Source organism: Cytobacillus solani, from assembly GCF_006704205.1.
Lineage (GTDB): Bacteria > Bacillota > Bacilli > Bacillales > Cytobacillaceae > Cytobacillus > Cytobacillus solani.
In genome coordinates this window covers 620,444-640,149 of the sequence record NZ_CP041305.1, presented here as the reverse complement: position 1 = coordinate 640,149, position 19,706 = coordinate 620,444, and the positions used below count along the sequence as shown (strand labels likewise).

The window sequence follows — 19,706 nt, the reverse complement described above, 5'->3', positions numbered from 1 at the left end:
CACAATTCACAAAACGTACTGAATGACCGTCATTAACAGACTGTTTATCACCAATCTTCGAGTATTCAATGGATGATTCCTTAAAAATAGAATTAGCATTCGAAATCGGATATTAAATCGTAAAGATTTTATACTTGATTTTTTATTATATGTAAATGTTCTCCCTGTTTTCGTTATCGAATTAACAGGAGAAATAGCATACCAATTAACAGGATAATAACAACTATTGTCACTCCGTTATTTTGGGAATAATTAAGGTTGTAATTTGATGTTTTATAAAGATTAATAAGTAATTTATGTTAAAATAGAGAGAAGCAAAATTGCTTCTGTTCTGTTAACATAGCAGGATAATTCAACAAGCAACTAGGGTTTTTGTCATAATAAAAAATCAGAAATATCTTTTAATTGTTAGTTATAATAAAATCAAATTAATATTTAGGGAGATTAGGATATGGCAGAAATAGAGTTAATGAAATATAACGAAGTTGATATTGTTGCTGATTTCATTTCAGAAATTAACAAAATTGAAGAATCAAATATAGGTTATTGCGGCAAAGATAGTTTGGAAATAATTCATGCATTAAGGGAAGATATATCAGATATTCCATATAATAACAGCTTTTTGACTGTGTATGAGGAAGGTGAACTGATTGGTGTATTAGGATTTGATGCAGACCTGGAGAATAATAGTGCGGAAATTTGGGGACCATTTGTTAAGAAAAATAAATGGGACGTTGTTAATACATTGTGGAATAAAATGATTGGATTGCTACCTGATGAAATAAATTCAATTAGTATGTTTCCAAATAAACAAAACAAACAAGTCCTTCAACTTGCTAAAGACCTTTCATTTAATAGACATAGTGACCAAACTATATTGAAATTCAACCGGAATAGAATAACTGAATTAGATGCGGTTTCTATTTTAGAATTAAAGGAAGAGTATTTTACAGAAATGAAACAGCTGCATGATAAATATTTTCCTAATACTTATTATAGTGGTCAACAAATTATTAACCGACTAAATGAGGAAAGGAAAGTTTTTATAATAGTAGATAACAGTCAATTATGCGGCTATATTTATGTAGAAGCAGAACCAGCCTATGGAGAAGCAAGTATTGAATTTTTCGCTGTTAAAGAAAGTGAGAGAGGAAAAGGAATAGGAAGTAAATTATTAACTATTGCCCTAAAATGGCTCTTTACTATTGAAAGTATCAAATCTATTACTCTTTGTGTCAATTCAAGTAATCAGAATGCTATAAGTTTATATAAGAAAGTAGGATTTCAACATATACATGAATTATGTTTTTTTACTAGAAATGTATAAGAAAGTTAATCACACAGTAAATAGCACGCAAAAAAGCTCAGATTGCTCTAACTTGTCTTTTCAAGTAGGGCTTCTACAAATAAAGCCCATTGAATTCAAATGTTAATTAGATTGTTATTTTAGGTTTTCTCCACAATAACTACTGAACTACTTACATTGATATACTAGTTCTTTTTGTATGTGGTAATTTGTCGATGTACTTTAACAAGTTACTAAACGCTTTGCTCACTCCCCCCGAATACTTGTTTCCATAATGATAATAACCAATCTGTCCGCTTAATCGGAGCCAGAGCAGATTCATCCGCGCTGCCAGTGCAGCTTAAAGGATCGCCAGCTTCGCGAGCGCTCGCCTAACACAAAAAACGTACGGAACGACGGGAAGCCTCCCGTACTTCCGTACGTTTATCCATGATCCAGAAACCTTAATCTTTGGTTTGCTGTCATATTAACGATATTGACCATACATCGGATTAACTTTTTTACTAATTTGTTGACCTATTGCAATCAATAGTTTTGTGCCTAATTTGATCTGCAAGCATGGTCAAATCACTCTGTGAAATATTAAATAACATCATTTGAAATTGAAACGATTGATAGAACCCATACAGTTATTCTTAAGTTCACAAAAAAATTATTAGCTAAAGATGCAAATGAAGAGATTGATTCAATATATGCTATATAATGTTCGATCGGGTATACGTAATTCTTTTGTAAAGGCTGCAACATCAATATGGAATCTTACAAAGAATGAAGCAAGGAATATTTTTGTCTCTTTAACTTTTGTTACTTCAATTTTCAACATGACGTTTCTATAAAAATAAGGCTCACCGTTGTCTTTCTCGGTTTGAGTAGTTAAGTATTTAAAAAGAGATCGAAGAGCGGAAATTTTTCGATTTACGCTTTCTTTTTCAGGTTTCTTTGTTTCATTCTTGTTTACTTGAATGTCGCGTCGATTAAGATCCCTTATAAATGCTTTGGCATGTTCTAATTTTAAGTTTTCTAAAACTGAGTAGGGTACATCTTTGATTTCAATGCATTTAGCAATTTTCTTTTTAATTAACCATTCAAAAAAAAGTTTATAGTCTAATACATAATTATAGAGAGTAGAAGGGGAGCGGGTATCCAGCTTATCATCTACATATTCACAAACATATCAAACGGATTTCGGTCTGCGGCAGCTTTGAGTTGAATAGCTTTTTCATTTGCCCATCTGTATGAACGGCTTTTACATAATTGAGCGATTTTGTCAGCTAAGGTTTCAACACTTGCCTCTAATATATCTTCAGATGAGGGAAACTCTGAAAGAGTTAACAGTGATACTACTGAATATAAGTCGCCAAAAACCCCTCTATATTCAGGAAAGACCTGGTCCAGAATGGCTTGAAATTGTAGCTTTGTTTGGGTTAATACCCCAGTTATATTCTCGTGCTGTCTGGTAAGATTTCGAAGGTTTAAAAGTTGAACTCCTCGCTTTTTATAAGGCTCTAAGTCCTCTTTATAAAACAGCTCGCAGAGATGGTAAGCATCAGCTGCATCTGTTTTTACTTTCCTGAGACTTGAACTTTTAGCCTTATAAGAAATCAATGGATTAACGATTATCAATAAATATCCACGGTCCTCCAAGTATTGAACAACTGAGGAATGATAGTGTCCTGTTGATTCTAAGATTATCGGTGGTTTCTGTCCTGTTGCTCTCTTAACTTCCTCCAAAAATTCTACAAGTAAACCAAGACCTTCAAGAGTATGAGAAACTTTAAAACTTTTTCGAAATGGTTTTCCTTTTTCCAAAAATGCTTGAACCTGACTTTCTCCCTTTGATACATCCAGACCAACGACTGGATTCATTTTCAAATCTCCTCCTAAACTAGTAAGTTGCCAGTAACCCCTAATTCCTCCATGCAGTATCACAGCTTCGCTTGTTATACGAGATCTAAGTCCCAACCAGCCTCAATCATGTTTCTACAAGTAGGGGGCGAACCGTTTAGTTGACGGGGTCGAAGCCCCACGAGCAGTTACGTTCTACCCTGGCTACTGATATAATAAGACCAATATAAATAAGGTCAACCAGAAAAATTTAGCATTCTGGCTAACCTTATAATACGAAGAAGCAGTTTGGTTAGGGAATAAAGTGCTATGTAAATAATTTTTAGTGATAGATCTTAAAGGAATTATAGAACTAGAATATGTTGATTAAAAAAGGTATTGTGTCAAAAGCAATATCTTTTTTTTATACTCGTTTTTTCATTCGCACTGCAATTTAGTTCTGTAGTATTGTCATTTATAAATAGTTATTCGGAAATTTTTCAAAAAATCATTTGACCTTCCCCCTTACTAAAGGGTTTATACTCTGATCAAATAAACAAAATGGAGGATTTAAGATGTTTAAAATAGGTGATTTTTCTATGTTAAGTAAAGTTCCCGTAAAAACGTTACGTTATTATGACCAAATTGAGCTATTAAAGCCCCAGAAAACGGATCGAGATACAGGTTATCGATATTATTCAGCAGAGCAGCTTCTTGAAGTAAATCGAATCTTTTTATACAAAGAATTAGGTTTTACCTTAAAACAAATAGCTCAGCTCCTTCATGAAGAAATTTCTTTAGAACAGATTCAGGGGATGTTTAAGCTGAAAGAGAGCGAAATTCAACAGTTGCTGGAGAAAGAACAAGAAAAATTAGTCCGTATTAAAGAACGTATGCAGTTAATCGGACGGGAAGGGAGTGCGGAAAGGGAGCAGGAGGTTATTATAAAAACAGTTGAAAGTGAGCGCCTCATTTCTTTTCATTCTTACGGATCAGTAGAAGAGATTCCCTTTCTCTTTCAAACCCTTAATCATTTGCTAGGAAAATATAGTCGAGATTTGATAACCGAACCTCAAATCGTGCTATGGAGAGAATCAGCTGAAAAAGAAAGTGATTTTGAATTTGAAGTGGGATATTCTGTCAAAGGTGAAATTGCATCTCTTCCAAAGGAGTTATATATACGTTCTTTGCCAGCTGAAACAACGATGGCTACGCTGCTATTTCGTTCAAAATCAACTTTTGCACAAACTGCTTGTATTGATTTGGCGACATGGATAGAAAAAAATGGCTATCGAGTAAAAGAAGATCAGCCGGGTAGAGAAATTTATTTACCATTGTCTGAAAACCAAGAAGATAGATTAATTGAAATTCAAATCCCGATTGAACTATGAAGTAGAATTCCCAATGAATTTGTGGTTCATTTCACAAATTCTAAATTAGGTAAACTGCATTTAATTTTTGGAAGAGAGTTTTACTGTTTGTTTATTTTGAAAAAAACATAATTGGTTGTCCGAAGGAGAAATGTTTCGATGAAAAATAAAACAGTCATCTATTTGCTTGCCCTAGCAGCCTTTTTAATAGGAACGATTGAATATATCATCACAGGTATCATTCAAATGGTAGCAACTGACTTAAGTGTATCTACATCTGTTGCTGGGTTATTGGTCACTTCATTCGCACTTTCAGCGGCTATTGGTGCACCTATTGTCATTGCCCTCACCATTAATTTTGACCGCAAAAAAATATTGTTATCGATGCTTATCATTTTCATTTTGAGTAATTTTATCACTTTTTTTAGTCATTCTTTTGAAATGGTTCTTTTCACACGAATTTTGCAAGGATTAAGTGGTGGGATTGCTATTGTCGTAGCAATGGCTGTTGCTACTCGCCTTGTTGAGAATGAAAAAAGAGGAAGTGCTATTGGGATCATTTTAATGGGTTTAAGTAGCTCCTTAGTCGTTGGAGTACCACTTGGCACATTTCTCAGTGAGATCATGGGGTGGAGGGGATTATTCGTATTAATTGGTTTGATAACAATTATTCCACTACTCGCTGTTTATAGGAGTGTTCCTGCTATTAAGGAACAAGAACCAGTTACGATTGGTATGCAATTATCCATATTAAAAGATAAAAGAATTGTGTTAGCAGTTGCAGTGACGTTATTTTATGTAGGCGGCTATTCCACATTATTCACCTATTTAACACCATTCTTACAAGCTTCAGCAAATCTCACAATTGCAGAAATTAGTGGTATTTTATTACTTGCGGGAATCTGTAGCTTCATCGGCTCTAGCATTGGAGGGATAGCTGCGGATAAAAAAGGTCCAAAGTTTACGATTTTCACTGGATTAATATTACAAATACTCATGTTGATTTTACTGGCACTAATCGGTGGAAATCTAGTTGGCATTATTGCCGTTATCATGATATGGATGATAGCTACGTGGAGTACCTCTCCAGCACAGCAACTATATTTAGTTACGCTGGTACCGAAATCTCCTGATATCGCCTTAAGTGTGAACACTTCATTTATTCAATTTGGATTCGCCCTAGGTTCGGGACTAGGAGGACTTGTGATAATGGACACATCTGTATTGAATCTTAGTTGGGTCAGTGCCGGCACTGTTGTTCTTGCTTTACTAATGACCTTAATGTTAGTTGCTTTTGAACGAATCTCTAGTAGTAAGACATTGATGGAAAAATGTTAGAAACGATCGTCTATTTATTTCAACTATTGGTTCGAATTTGAGTGGAGTTAGTCGTTTACTTTTAGTACTTGCTTTCCTTTTTCTTAAGTAAAGTCAACAGAAAAAATACATTCTTGTGAAATGAAAAATAATGCACATGCATTAAGCGGTTTAAAAACGATCAACTAACGCACACACTTCTTTAACTAATGGCGCAAGTATTATAGAGAAAGCTGCCATTTTGGCAGCTTTTATTATTACACTAAGGGAGAGCATAATTGAATGAGAAGAAAGAAGGGAAAATGGAACATACATCCAAGAATTAATGCTCAAAATATAAATTCCATTGAATATAGGAGTAATACTGTTTGTTAAAGATATTGTTTTAAAATGGTATTTAGTTTTTCTTTTATGGAATCAACTAATTCGGAGGGGCTTTTAACCATAGCATCTTCACCATAATTGATAAAGAAATTGGAAAAAAAGGCAGTATCGCTTTTTAAGATAGTTCCTTTCAAAAAACCTGTCCCATCATTTCTTATAATCAACTCAATATTTGGCCATTTTGTTGATTTATATTTATCCACACCCTTATTTGTTAATTCCACATGTAATTGGTATGTTTCTTTATTTCTATTTATAAGAGAAAATCGGTTAGTTAAATAAATAGTTGATAAATTAATAGGTACAGTATTTTCATCAAGTTCAATAGTTTTTATGCGATCACATCTGAATACACGATAATCCTTTCTTAAAAAACAATAAGATGGACAATACCACTTTCCTTCATTTGCATAAATACCAATAGGTTGAATACTTCTATACGTGATTTTTCCATTTACTTCATAGCCTACTTTAACTATTTCTTGTTTGATTGATACCTCTAATAATTGTTTTATATAAGGGGTTTCTTCCTGTTGGTAAACAGACACAAAGTCAACTCGATTTTTCATCTTGTCTATCGTTTCCCTTATGTCTCCAGAAAGATATAAATAAAATTTCTTGATAATAGATTCATATTCACTATCAAAAGGGAGGGAAATATAATGTCGTAATGCGTGAATGGCAAAAAATATAGAAATAGCCTCACCTTCATTAAAAGCAATTGGGGGCAGAATTCTTTCATTAAGTACTTGATACCCACCATATGGACCAGATTCAGAATATAGAGGGACGCCCATCTCACTTAATTCTTGTAAATCTCTCAATATGGTTCTTTTTGACACGCCGAATTCTTGTGCTAATTCTTTAACTTTAAATCTTTTTTTTCGATTAACCATCATGATCATTTCATTTAATCTTTTTGCTTTAGACATTCATGATAAACCTCCTAAAAACAAACATAACAGTGACAAAAGTTGTCACTATTATAATGTATAATCACAAATAGATAAAGGTGTATGAAAAAGAAAAAAGCGTAAAAATAGTAGTATCTGAGAGTAAAATAATCTGGTTGAAATGAAAGATAAGTATTGGATTTACCAAAGATATGAGTATTTATACTACACAAAACCTAAAGGAGTTGTCATTCTATGACTGTACAATTGAGTTCATTTTTGATGATGAACGGAAATGCAAAAGAAGCCATTGAGTTTTATAAGGAAGTGCTGGATGCCAAGCTTTTATTTAGCCAAACATTCGGGGATGTACCGGAAGATCCCAAATCTCCTTTGCCAGAAAATATGAAGGATTTGGTGGCACACTCAATATTAAATATCGGTGAGACTAATATCATGGTTGCTGACATGTTCCCTGGTATGCCTTATCGAAACGGGAACAACGTTAACATCTGTATATCGACCAATGAAATAGAGAAAACCACTAAGTTTTATGAATTGTTGAGCCAAGAAGGTCAAGTGGTAATGCCACTTCAACAAGTTCATTTTAGCCCAGCTTATGGAATGATAACAGACAAATTCGGTGTTACCTTTCAAATTTTCACAGCACTATCAGAAGATGCAGTAAAAAGAGGACATCAAAAGGATAGTTAAACGTTATGAATCTGTTTCACTCTTGAGAATTGTCAGATGGAAAAATTTCATAAAAGTAACATTTAAGAATAGAGGAGAGATAACATGTTAAATAAATTAAGTAATAGTATTTATTATTTATCTAATCAAGATGAACGAGTCCGACCAACATTAGGGTTGGTATGTGGAGACAAATACAGTCTGGTAATAGACTCAGGTAATTCTGTACAACATGCTAAGGATTTTTTACAGGAAATAGATAAACTAAACGTACCACCTATTAAATATGTGGTTATTACACATGCACATTGGGATCATATTTTAGGTATGAATGAATTTGATGCTATTGTTATAGTTAATAGTCAGACAAATAAAGTGATTAAAGAGTGGCAAGGCTATCTATACGATGATAGTTCTCTTCAAAAGTATGTGAATACTAATAAAATGACTTCTATGTGTAAGGAAATAATACAGTCTGAAATACCTAATAGAGAAAATTTTAAGTTGAACTCTCCAAATGTAATTTTTGAAAATTCTTTAACTATTGATTTGGGAAATAAACTTTGCTTCCTTGAGAGGATCAAAAGCACTCATACTGATGACTCGACAATCATTTATATTCCTGATGAAAAAGTTATTTTCTTAGGTGATAGTGTTTATGGTACTAATACAAATTCTTTATTCCATTTCAAGCAATCATTGTTATTGCCCATGATAAAAGACATTCAAAAATATGATTCTGAATTTTTCTTGCTGGGTCATGAATCTATCTATAACAAAGATGAAATGAATATGTATTGGAAAGAGTTGACAACAGCAAGTCAAGCTACAAAATCCACATCACTAGAAAGTGCTATAGAATGTTTTAAGGTAGATAATAAGAGAGACCCAAATGATAATGAATTATTCTTCATAAAAGCATTTGTGAATGATCATATTATTCGATCACAATAGTTCAATAGATTTATCATCACAATTATGTGAAGCCAACTCTTTAAAAACGAGTTGGCTTTTTAATGAGTTGCAGGCCATTTTTTCCGTATCACATGATCTGATGGTTTGACAGAAAAAAAATAAAATTATAATGGTCTTAGCAACTATAAGCGTGACTACTATAAGTGAAGAATCAAGTTTTATCTGCTATAGATAAGAGTATAATATTACAATATTGATTGGCTGTTGTACGAACGGGTGCTTTAGTTGAAGAAACATAAGGGATTTTGTTGTGGTAAAAATTTTGATGTTGTTGTAGTAATTGAAGTCATATGTTGTACAAAAAGGATAATAGTACAAATATGAAAATAGTACAATCCCTCCCAAAATCACTAGCATATTAATGTGAAAATTATGAAGCTGATATGCTTACTGTTGTCCTCCACAGTCTTCAAAACTGCTTGATACCTGCGTGGCAGGTCTGGTGGGGTGGATTCCCACACAGTCCCGCCAATATGGTAAGCCGCTTTTATCAACGGGCTTTCGATAATTTCTTGCCATTTTTAGGTGGGTGGATTTGTTTACTATTTTTTTGAGCAAAGACTAAATCCAAATCATGATATTCAATGCCTAGTAAAAGCTTGTTTCTAATTGTAGTTTATAGATTTTTTTCAATTCTTTTGTTAGAGAAGTAGTGATTGTTTTTGATAAAACTGTCCAGGCATCTTAATTATCTTTGAATATATAATTTTATAGATAATTGAGAAAGGATGATAAAATGAAACATTATATTATTCCTCCTTCCTGGCCTCAATCCTCTAATTCAAAGTTTAGAGGATGCTGTCCACTGTTTCCGATTCCAAAATCGCACGGACAAATGTGCAATTGTCCTCCTGGACCAGAAGGACCACAGGGACCAGAAGGACCACAAGGACCAGAAGGACCACAAGGACCACAAGGACCACAAGGACCACAAGGACCACAAGGACCAGAAGGACCACAAGGACCAGAAGGACCACAAGGACTACAGGGACCAGAAGGACCACAGGGACCACAAGGACCTGGATTAACTGGTTTTCAAATAGTATCAGAATGTGTAACTTCACAAGCTGGTGTCGCGACCTTTACAATTACCTGTCCACCTAGTAATATTGCGATCTCTGCTGGGTTTTCTATTACTGGCGGTAATCAAGTTAGACTTACTCAAATGCAACCGGTTGGTTCTCCCCCTAATCAATGGATTTTTCGAGCAGAAGGTCAAGGTAATCAACAGTTTACACTGTGCGGTTATATTATTTGTTCACAAATCGTATAATTGAGCTGCCAAATAACCTTCCACTATCTTATTATTGGAAGATTTTGTTGTTTATATTAATTCAGATGCAACAGCAAGAAAACTGTATTTAGAGATTAAGTTGGATTATCTAAAAATGTCTTCCACAAGAGTAAATGAATATACTGATTTCAAGGGGAATTTTGTTAAAAGTATTTTTAGAAAAAGAAAAAGTTGAAAATTCGAATTTTTACTAACAGGTACTTTAGCAGAACAAGACCATCATTCGATGGTCTATTTATATGTACAGAACAATCAAATAGATTTAGGCGATCCAGTGTGAAATGTTTAAAACGACAAAAAACTTGGAAGTAAGCAAATTATCAATTGGTATTCTACAGATTTCTTTTGAAGTGGTTTCAGCTGAAGTTACAAAATAAAAAATGGAAAAGTTCGCAAAACTATATAATAATCCAATTATTATGGAAATATTAATAGTGTGAAGCTTATAATTGAACTAGGTGATTAAAAGTGACTATACAAAATAAAAAGATAATTGATATCTGTGATAACCGCAGACTATTCAATAATAATTCACGTAACAGTACTCCAAGCGTAATCTTCATAGCAGGGTTAGGCGATAGCTATGAGACATGGAAAAAAGTCCAAGACCGAATATCGCAAAAAACATCAACCTTGTCCTATAACAGGGCGGGTATTGGCAGGAGTCAAGTCGCATCCGTCCCGACGACTTGCTATGATCTAGTCGAGGAGCTCAACGAATTGTTGCTAGCACTTGAAGTGGAGAAACCCTATATATTGGTGGGACATTCTTTTGGTGGTTTGGTCGCCAGATTATATGCCAGCCTTTATCCACTGAACATCTGTGGTATGGTTTTGGTTGACGCTGCACCGGAATATAAAGAACTTGCCTATGAAAAGGTTCTACCAGAAAATCTGATTGCAGGAAATAGGGAATATTACGAGAATCCTATGTTGAATAGTGAGAAGATTGATAAAATACAAAGCTATAAGCAAATCGTTGATCATTCAAAGCAAAACAACCTCCCTCTCTCAATTATTACAAGAGGTTTGCCTGACAATGATGAAGAGGGATGGCCATCTCAAGAAATACTGGAAATTGAGCAAAGACTCCAAGCAGAATTCCAATGGCTGTCAACGTCAAGCAAGTACAGAATTGCTAGTCGAAGTGGACATTATATTCATCATGATGAGCCAGAAATTGTTATAGAGGAGATTATGTTAATGTTGATGGAGATGGGAAAATAAGCGACATTGCTTTTAAAATTTTTTTGGTATCAAGTCTAAGATTGAATGAATATATTTCATATGTGAAGTATTTCACTTAAACTAACGGGTGCGTTAGTTTATTAAGTGATTTTATGAGAGCGGTCAGAATATAGTTATTCCATTAAAGGGCGCTTTCCTGTAACTGAACTGCACCCCAAATGTTAGACACGAATCTAACACTTAGAGGTTCCTTTTTTATGGCAAGAGTTTCTCTTGAACAAAAATTAGATACCATTTTTCGTTGAAGTTATTATACGAACGAAGCAGTTTAGTGGTGGAATGGTCTTTAGCTTTTAATCAACAATCGAGCCAGATTGTGGGACAAGTTGTAGAGAAAATGTTGGTTTGAAATAAAGTTTAACTGTTTATAAAAGAGTCGCACCATTTTGAAAAAATTTTAAATGTTTATAAAATAAAGATGACTCGCAATGATCAACATTCTTATGAAAATTTGATAACTAATTTTTAAAAAAGGGCTCTCCTTTGATCAATCTTTGTCAAACGGAGTTCTTTTTCCTGCTGTTATATCAAAGTCGTGCTGCATTTTTAGTTCATCTTTATTCACTCTAACAGCTACATACCAGTCTCTTTTCCTATATGTGGAATACTTTACCAAACATTTGGTTGTCCTGTATAATCGATAACAGTGTGTCATTAAAGGAGGAATACATATGAAAAGGTTAGCTGTATTTTGTGGATCGAGTAATGGGGCATCCGACATTTACATAGAGGAAGCAAAAGCGCTAGGAATAGAGCTTGCGAAGCGTAGGATTGGCCTTGTATACGGAGGAGCCAGTGTAGGTGTCATGGGAGCGGTGGCCGATGCCGCTTTAGAAGCAGGCGGACATGTGATCGGGGTAATGCCAAGCTTTTTGGATGAAAGAGAAATATCCCACAAAAACTTGTCCAAGCTGATTGTTGTAGAATCTATGCATGAAAGAAAGGCCAAGATGGCGGACCTGGCAGACGGCTTTATTGCTTTACCCGGTGGGCCAGGAACGTTAGAAGAGTTTTTTGAAATCTTTACATGGGCACAGTTAGGACTGCATAAGAAGCCGTGCGGACTGTTAAACATTAATAATTATTTCAATCCGCTGATCAAATTATTTGATCATATGACAAATGAACAGTTTCTACAGGAAAAGTATCGTTCGATGGCCCTTGTCGATACGAAATCTACAGGCTTGCTTGATCAATTTGCTACCTATCAACCACCCTCAGTCAAAACGTATATTAGAAACAAGTCTCAAACCTGATTGAAAATAGCATCAATAAAAATAAGCGGGAACATGGAGGAGCACTAATGGAAAAAGAAAAATTACCGAAGGTTGGCGTTGGAGCGGTTATATTGGATGAGAATAACAGAATCTTACTGGTCTTGCGTAAAAAGGCGCCAGAAGCGGGCTGCTGGAGTCTGCCTGGAGGTAAGGTTGATTATATGGAAGCGATAGAAGATGCGGTAAGACGTGAAATTAAAGAAGAGCTTGGAATTGATATTGAGATTTCACGACTGTTATGTGTAACGAATCATATCATTCAAGCAGAAGATATTCATTATGTCGCTCCTACTTATATCGTGCGTATTACAAATGGACAAGTGAAAAATAAGGAGCCTCATGCTTTAGAAAAAGTGCAGTGGTTCCCGATTGACGAGATGCCAGATAACATCACCATTACAACGGATCACGCGCTTAAACAATTACGATAATCGTTTAAGGAGAGGGGAAATAGAGTTACGTTATGGACTTGAATTGGAGTCGGTATTTATAAAAAAGATTGTTCAAAAATCCAGTATTGCTGAATTTTTTGTTCCGTAATCGCAGATTGTGGAATAAGGAAGGAGTTAAAAAGTTATTTTTGAAATTGTAAGTTATTCCATAAAAGAGACAGTTAGATGATGAAGGAATATTAATGATAATGTGGAATAAAGAATGTTAAGCACTATGATAAGAGGGAAATTAATGCGTAGTATCATTATTCTTTTGCTAGGGATTATTGGACTGCTATTAACTGGTTGTTCAAATGAAACAGGTAGTACCGATTCATAATAAAAAATTACAAAGGAAAACGCTGGTGTTTTAACTTCAACCGCGTTTTCTATTTTTGTGCTTGTTAAAATATGTAATTTAAAACACGATAGTTCATATATTAATTAATAGACAAGTATGGAGGGATAGTTTTGAATAAAATTGTGATTCTGTCTATCGTATTGCTTGTAATTATTATAATAATTATCTGTTTTTACTTTATTTCAAGACACAAACAACAGGCTATACAAGTATTTACGTTTGAGAGTTTTATTAATGCCCATCATTTGAATGCTGAAAGTCAGAATAAAAGCATAATTGATTCTATAAATGATTTTTTCGACGATGGCGATAATGATGGAGACATTGACGGTTTTAACAACGGGGATAGCGATGGTGGAGGGGATGATTGTGGAGATTAGTTTTCCCCTCACAATCGTCAAAGCAATTTCATTATTGAAATAAATGATCTTTCATAATGTTAGCCTTTTCCGATGATATAGACGTAGAAATAGCAAATTAAACAATAAAATTCTATAAAAGTCTTTGGGATTTCAATCTAAGACAGAACTTAAAAAGAAATTTCCAATATAGTGCCTTCTTGAACTTAAGGGTACTTTAGTTCAAGAAGTATTAATTGATTTTAAGATTGAGTTCATATTTTAGTTATTCCATTAAAGTGCGCTTTTCTGAAATCAGGAAAGTGTCTTTTTTCATGAAAAGGGCATTTAATGGAGGAAGAATTTTAAGAAAAATTGAATGCATTTTTGTATAGTGTTTATAAATGATTCCACTTAAAATGCAGGTTTGTTGAACTTTAAATTAGTTCATTAATGTAGGTTTTGATACAAATTGGAAAACAACACGATTTGGACATTCGGGTTAATGATTGTTTTGGTTAATAGTTATTTGAGTTGGGGATTCTAGCTGTAAAGATCTGTGGGAGTGACAATCATGAAAAAAATGCTTGTTATAGTTACAATTTAATTAGTGTTTGCCATACATAATGTGGTTAGTGCAAAAACTCTAGAGCAAAAGGAAATTAAATCGTATGCAGAAAATTGGTATGTTACACCAGAAGATATTATTCGGGATATAATATTTCCAGCAATTGATAAAAGGGTAATAAAAGAATATGGAGGAAAAGAAGCTTCTGGCTTTGGCTGGCAGCAACGGAGGGTTGAGAATATTGTTTATAACAACAATCATTCTTATGATATTTCCTTAAGAATTCAAGTTCCTGACAGTAACAATAAACCATTTGAATATGCAGAAGACTTCGTTAAAGTAAGAGTATCTCCATCTTGTGATAGTCCAAAGATTGGATGTAATCAAGGTAGAAGTTTTAGAGTGCAAACATATATCAGAATAAGTAAGGGAAAGGGTATTACCTTTAAAATTGGTACTACCTCTTTTTAATGGACCTTGTTCAATTAAAGGCGCTTTTCCAGAACACGAAAGGCTTCTTTTTTTGATGTAACAGTTAGATCTGCTCTTCAATCGTTTTGTTGGGTGCGAAACCCAAGAAACTGTAATCATCGTTTATAAATATGAGCGTTGAGCTGGCCATGAACCTTGTAGTTTACGAAGTTGTACAATTTGTCCTGTATGATAAGCATCGTGCAAAAGGATATTCAGATATTGTTGCCAAACTGGTAGAGAAGGACTTAGTTGATCCAGTTCTGCTTCATGAAGGGATGTTAATGAAGATTGCAAGGAATCATGTACTTGAAGCGTTCGCTTCACTGTTTCTTGCCAAGCATCTTCATCATTAGCTTCACCTTGCACAAACGTGTCATCATTATTTTGTGGAGCAACAAATGTGTCATCTTGTAGTAAGCGGGAGAGTAAGCGCTCTTTAAAGGTTAGTAAATGGTTTGCATTTTCCCAAATTGTATTACCCGCCTTTCCTTCTGGTTGCCAACATGCTTGTGCAGCGGTAAGATTTTTTAATGCTTCTGATATTGGTGGGTACCATTCTTCTTCGTAAAAAACTTGCTTGACTACATTTTGTAAGATTTCTTTTTTACTCATTAGGATTGCCTCCTTGTTTGTAACTATCTAAATGAAATTCACTAGTTACGATCATTTTATTTAATATTCCGAAAAAAATACATAGGAGTGAAAATATACATGAATTTTATATCTCTGGAGCCTATACTTTAATCAACGATCTTCCGAAAAACCAGCTATTAGAGACACATCAGTTATTCCGTTAAAGAACCCGTTTATATAGGAACGTGTCTTTTTGATTTATCGGTCCATTTAGTTGAACAAGGAGTTAGAGGCTTTCAAATAGAATAGATAATAAGCTCTAAGAGACTTTTTTTCTATTGATGAGTCATCCCCTCTTCTGGAGATGAGTAAAGTAAAAATAAATCAGAATGGTGTGAAAGAAGATGATAGTTGAAAATATAGCTGTAAAAAAGAGAAAACGAAAAATATTTGTTTATTCTATCTTTTTTTTAATAAGTATATTACTCTTGACCATTTTATTGTGGTATCAAGGCATCATTATTCCTAATGCTTCCAGTGCAAAACATTATCCTGTGAAAGGTGTAGATGTTTCATCTTATCAAGGTGAAATAGAATGGGCACAAATTCAGGAACAAGACTTAAAGTTTGCTTTTATTAAAGCCACAGAGGGGAGCACTTTTGTCGATAAATATTTTGAAAAGAATTGGAAAAGTGCAGAAAATACTACCTTACGGATTGGAGCCTACCACTTTTTTAGCTATGATAGTGAGGGCAAAACTCAAGCTCAGAATTATATTAAAACAGTGCCAATTAGTGAACAAGCATTACCACCAGTCATTGATGTTGAGTTTTATGGTGATAAAGAAAAAAATCCTCCTAATCGTAGTCAAGTAGAAAAAGAGCTTCATACAATGGTGAAAATGCTTGAAGAACATTATGGAAAACGTGTAATTCTTTACACTACACGAAAGGCTTATGATTTGTATATAAAAAATAGTTTTGAACAATGCGATATATGGATAAGGGATGTTTTTACCCAACCTTCGTTACCAGATAAACGAAAGTGGACATTTTGGCAGTACACAGACCGAGAACAATTAGATGGATATAGTGGAGAAGAAAAGTACATAGATGTAAATGTTTTTTATGGTAGTGAAAAGGAATTTATAGAGTACGGATATTAAAATTATTTAATTATATGTGTTATACCATAATCGGATGTTTTTCTGAAACAAGGAAAGCGTCTTTCTTAATGAAAAGGGCTTACGTTTTCCCATTTTTATGTTTTTATAAATCACAAGAAATATCAAAAGAAAGAAATAGATACCTCGTATAGTGTTATTTAGGAGTGAGATAAATGAATGAACATATACAGCTTATGATTGATTGGATTGAAGATCATTTAAAAAATGAGTTTTCATTAGATAAGCTTTCTAATTATATGGGATATTCCCCTTATTATTGTTCTTTTAAATTTCACCAAGTAACAGGTATAAGTATTAGGCGCTATGTTCTTCTTAGAAGATTGTATTTATCTACGAAAGATTTGGCAAATGACAGAAAGATAATTGATATTGCCTTTGATTACGAATATTCTTCGCAAGAAGCATATAGTAGAGCTTTTAAAGCTATTTTTGGTATAAATCCACGAGAATTTCAACTTCACCAGATGCCTGTCCAATCATTTGTTAAACTCACTATTAATAAAGAAGAGGAATGCTGCAGAATGAATATTTCTAGAAAAAAAGAGGTTGAACAGTTACAAAATGAGAAAAATGAGTTGTTCGACAAAGACGTACTCAACATATTGAATGGTCAGGTCATGTATGAAGAGTTTAAAGATAAAAAACTAATGGGAGATTCTGATTACGTTCCATTTAATGAAGCAATGTGTGTAAACGCGACCACTAAACAAGTTTTTAATGAAGAATTTATAAAAACACGAGCATTGGGACATCATGTTTCATTAGAAGATTATATTAAAAAGGTAATTGACCCATTAGATAATCTTTTTAATAAAGAGTATAAATGCATCGTTTTATGGTTTGGTGAGGATATGTTTTGTCAAATGAACCTATTGACAATACTAGCCTATCTTGAACAGTGGGGATATGATGGAAAAGTTTTCTTAAATAGCTTCAGAGAGGATGAATTTAAGGTAAGTCAAACGGAACTTAAACTAGGTAACTTTTTTTCTGTCTATAATGAAGTTTTGGTAAATCATGAAAGACCATCAAATGAACTACTTCCAGTAATGTATCAGGCAATAGATATATATTTAGATTTGCTAAAGGAAAATAATGCAGTAGTAAAGTATATTTCCAAAAATAAAGATTTACCAACATCAGAATTAATGAATAGGTTATTTGATCTGTTTCCAACAATAGGGTATGGAGATTCACAATATTTAGAGCTTATTAATAGAAATAGATGAAGAGCTCTTTCTTTATGTAAATGGCCCTTTTGTGGAGTAGTGTATTGTGACAGTGAAGGATACGCTGGAGTTTTATACATCTCAAGCCCTAGCTTAAAATATATCTCAGGTCCATTAACAGGAATTCATTCGCACTGTAAGATAGAAATATAAAGAAGGAAGTAGTGGAACGAATGTACATAAAATAAAAATTTCGATTTTGGATTATTTTCAGTTATGATGAAGAAAGAAACGGAGTGAGAATATGAAAAAGCTATGGATCTTTTGGTGGATTGCTAACATTTTTTGGGCTGTCATTTTTGCAGTAGGTACAGCTTTCGTTTGGCTAAGGGAGGTTGATGGCACAGGTGCTATTCAAACGCTTGAGGCAAAATTAGCATCATTTATTGTTTTATTAATCGCATTTATATTCCCGGTAATCATTCAAGTTGTATGGCTAATTGTTAACTTGATTATTAACAGTAATAAAAAAACTAAATTTCAGCAGGTATAAAAGGGGTTTATGTATTTAGGATATTAGCAAACTAAAGAAAGCGGGGCGAAATTCTGCAGTAAGAATTTCGCTCTTTCTTTATGTAAATGGTCAAATTGTTGAAAAAGAGCTGCCAATTTTCAATAAGATAGATTAGTTTTTTAAGATAAGTAGTTGTGAGTCGTAAATTAATAATTGATTCTTACATATCTAGTAATATAATCTATTATGATAGAATATGTAATATAATGTAAATTTATTGAAGGAGAATAGAAATGGAAATATGTGAGTTCAAACCCATTCGTATGGATGATATACCCGCAATGGCTGATTTGTTAATACATAGGCAAAATTTTGAAGGTGAAGTGTTTCCGTTTCTAAAAAACAGTTGTCTTCATGCTGAATATACAACAGATATACTTGGAAAATTGTTCGTTAATAGTAAAGTCATTGTGATAGGAGCGTTTACTAATAATGAACTAGTTGGTTATATAATTGGAGAGATAAAGATTGACACCGTTAGAGGCAGACATATATGGGTGCCCTATGAGGGAATAGCAATCAGAATGGATCAATCCTCTGAACTTATAAGGAATCTATATGCAAAGGTTTCAATGGCGTGGCTAGAGCAAGGCTGCTTTATGCACTACACGATAATACCTCTTGGAAATCAGGTGTACTTAGATGCCTGCCAACGATTAAGCTTTTCTATCCAGCAAGTACACGGGGTAATGAACATGGAGGATTACAAACCCTTTGAAAATGTATCTAATGCAGAGATAAGAGCTGGTAATAAAATGGATAGTGAAATGATGGGTGAAATGTCTAGCATTATCCAATCGTATCATAATTCTGCACCTACGTTTGAGCCTGCGTTACCTGAAGTTGTATTGAATATTAAAGAAGGATATAAAAGAATAGCAGAGGGAAATGATGAAACGTGTCTTATTGCGATAAAAGACATGAAGGAATTAGGATTTCAAGTATATTATCCTATTACTTCAGATTTGATGACACCCGATAACGGAGTAGAGTTAAGCATTGCAGGTACTTACTATTCTCAAATGGGAAGAGGTGTTGGTAAAAAGCTAATGAATGAAGGCTGGAGGATTATGAAGGAAAAGGGATATAACAGTATAATAACAGATTGGAGAATAACCAATCTTGCTTCTTCCACATTTTGGCCTAAGTGCGGGTTTAAGCCAGTTGCTTACAGAATGGTTAGACACATTAATAGTAATATAGCATGGGCAAACTTTAATAACCCAAGTATAAAGTTGTTGTAGCAAATTCAGTCAGGTATTTTTATCCTTTGCAGCTGTCATGTAAGGGAAAGGGCTGCTTAGGCAGCCCTTGTTCTGTTTAACCTATAATATGATTAATAAAACTAGGAGAGACGTCAAAATAGACGCTCTTTTTTTATGTGAACCAGAGCAGCTTCATTTCTTCCTAAAGGGAAATTTTCAAGTGAATGAAAAAGTTGAAACTTATA

17 protein-coding genes and 1 pseudogene are annotated in these 19,706 nt (G+C 33.8%); 15 read left to right on the top strand and 3 right to left on the bottom strand.

Features of this window, described 5'->3' with window-relative positions:
- Nucleotides 1-451: 451 nt before the first annotated feature.
- On the top strand, nt 452-1,327 hold the full coding sequence (locus FI644_RS03265) for a GNAT family N-acetyltransferase (protein WP_142108026.1): 876 nt from the start codon (nt 452-454) through the stop codon (nt 1,325-1,327).
- A gap of 1,155 nt (nt 1,328-2,482) precedes the next feature.
- Here FI644_RS03265 and FI644_RS03255 read toward each other — a convergent pair.
- Nucleotides 2,483-3,172, bottom strand: a pseudogene (locus FI644_RS03255) (IS110 family transposase); the annotation flags it as partial.
- Between the two features lie 533 nt (nt 3,173-3,705).
- Here FI644_RS03255 and FI644_RS03250 point away from each other — a divergent pair.
- Both FI644_RS03250 and FI644_RS03245 read left to right on the top strand, forming a co-directional pair.
- Nucleotides 3,706-4,521 (top strand): MerR family transcriptional regulator, encoded by an 816-nt coding sequence (locus FI644_RS03250; protein WP_053474761.1) that lies wholly within the window; start codon nt 3,706-3,708, stop codon nt 4,519-4,521.
- Between the two features lie 138 nt (nt 4,522-4,659).
- Nucleotides 4,660-5,838: an MFS transporter gene (locus FI644_RS03245; protein ID WP_056682969.1), complete on the top strand. Its 1,179-nt coding sequence runs from the start codon at nt 4,660-4,662 to the stop codon at nt 5,836-5,838.
- Nucleotides 5,839-6,188: 350 nt separating this feature from the next.
- Here FI644_RS03245 and FI644_RS03240 read toward each other — a convergent pair whose 3' ends face one another.
- Nucleotides 6,189-7,133: a helix-turn-helix transcriptional regulator gene (locus FI644_RS03240; protein WP_053474763.1), complete on the bottom strand. Its 945-nt coding sequence runs from the start codon at nt 7,131-7,133 to the stop codon at nt 6,189-6,191.
- Between the two features lie 216 nt (nt 7,134-7,349).
- Between FI644_RS03240 and FI644_RS03235 the strand changes: the two genes are divergently transcribed.
- From FI644_RS03235 to FI644_RS03200, 8 genes are all read left to right on the top strand, one after another.
- On the top strand, nt 7,350-7,808 hold the full coding sequence (locus FI644_RS03235) for a VOC family protein (RefSeq protein WP_142108025.1): 459 nt from the start codon (nt 7,350-7,352) through the stop codon (nt 7,806-7,808).
- 84 nt (nt 7,809-7,892) lie between these two features.
- Nucleotides 7,893-8,741: an MBL fold metallo-hydrolase gene (locus FI644_RS03230; RefSeq protein ID WP_142108024.1), complete on the top strand. Its 849-nt coding sequence runs from the start codon at nt 7,893-7,895 to the stop codon at nt 8,739-8,741.
- 757 nt (nt 8,742-9,498) lie between these two features.
- Nucleotides 9,499-10,035 (top strand): hypothetical protein, encoded by a 537-nt coding sequence (locus FI644_RS26225; protein WP_181758171.1) that lies wholly within the window; start codon nt 9,499-9,501, stop codon nt 10,033-10,035.
- A 489-nt stretch (nt 10,036-10,524) separates the two neighbouring features.
- A complete protein-coding gene (locus tag FI644_RS03220) occupies nt 10,525-11,283 on the top strand; it encodes an alpha/beta fold hydrolase (protein ID WP_053474766.1) in 759 nt (252 codons plus the stop codon).
- Between the two features lie 692 nt (nt 11,284-11,975).
- A complete protein-coding gene (locus FI644_RS03215; protein ID WP_053474767.1) occupies nt 11,976-12,560 on the top strand; it encodes an LOG family protein in 585 nt (194 codons plus the stop codon).
- Nucleotides 12,561-12,607: 47 nt separating this feature from the next.
- Nucleotides 12,608-13,012, top strand: a complete 405-nt coding sequence (locus tag FI644_RS03210) for an NUDIX domain-containing protein (protein WP_142108023.1) — start codon at nt 12,608-12,610, stop codon at nt 13,010-13,012.
- Nucleotides 13,013-13,483: 471 nt separating this feature from the next.
- Nucleotides 13,484-13,753, top strand: a complete 270-nt coding sequence (locus FI644_RS03205; protein WP_231690025.1) for a hypothetical protein — start codon at nt 13,484-13,486, stop codon at nt 13,751-13,753.
- Nucleotides 13,754-14,339: 586 nt separating this feature from the next.
- Nucleotides 14,340-14,750: a hypothetical protein gene (locus tag FI644_RS03200; RefSeq protein ID WP_246067006.1), complete on the top strand. Its 411-nt coding sequence runs from the start codon at nt 14,340-14,342 to the stop codon at nt 14,748-14,750.
- Between the two features lie 123 nt (nt 14,751-14,873).
- Here the strand turns inward: FI644_RS03200 and FI644_RS03195 are convergent, their stop codons facing one another.
- Nucleotides 14,874-15,365: a DinB family protein gene (locus tag FI644_RS03195; protein ID WP_053474770.1), complete on the bottom strand. Its 492-nt coding sequence runs from the start codon at nt 15,363-15,365 to the stop codon at nt 14,874-14,876.
- A gap of 365 nt (nt 15,366-15,730) precedes the next feature.
- On the opposite strand from FI644_RS03195, the gene FI644_RS03190 reads away from it, so the two are divergent.
- From FI644_RS03190 to FI644_RS03175, 4 genes are all read left to right on the top strand, one after another.
- The gene (locus FI644_RS03190) at nt 15,731-16,492 is read left to right on the top strand and encodes a glycoside hydrolase family 25 protein (protein ID WP_053474771.1); all 762 of its coding nucleotides are present in this window, start codon (nt 15,731-15,733) and stop codon (nt 16,490-16,492) included.
- A 173-nt stretch (nt 16,493-16,665) separates the two neighbouring features.
- A complete protein-coding gene (locus tag FI644_RS03185) occupies nt 16,666-17,742 on the top strand; it encodes a helix-turn-helix domain-containing protein (RefSeq protein ID WP_053474772.1) in 1,077 nt (358 codons plus the stop codon).
- Nucleotides 17,743-17,986: 244 nt separating this feature from the next.
- Nucleotides 17,987-18,235, top strand: coding sequence for a DUF3923 family protein (locus FI644_RS03180; RefSeq protein ID WP_053474773.1), 249 nt, complete (start codon nt 17,987-17,989; stop codon nt 18,233-18,235).
- Between the two features lie 254 nt (nt 18,236-18,489).
- Nucleotides 18,490-19,500: a GNAT family N-acetyltransferase gene (locus FI644_RS03175; protein WP_142108022.1), complete on the top strand. Its 1,011-nt coding sequence runs from the start codon at nt 18,490-18,492 to the stop codon at nt 19,498-19,500.
- Nucleotides 19,501-19,706 lie beyond the last annotated feature (206 nt).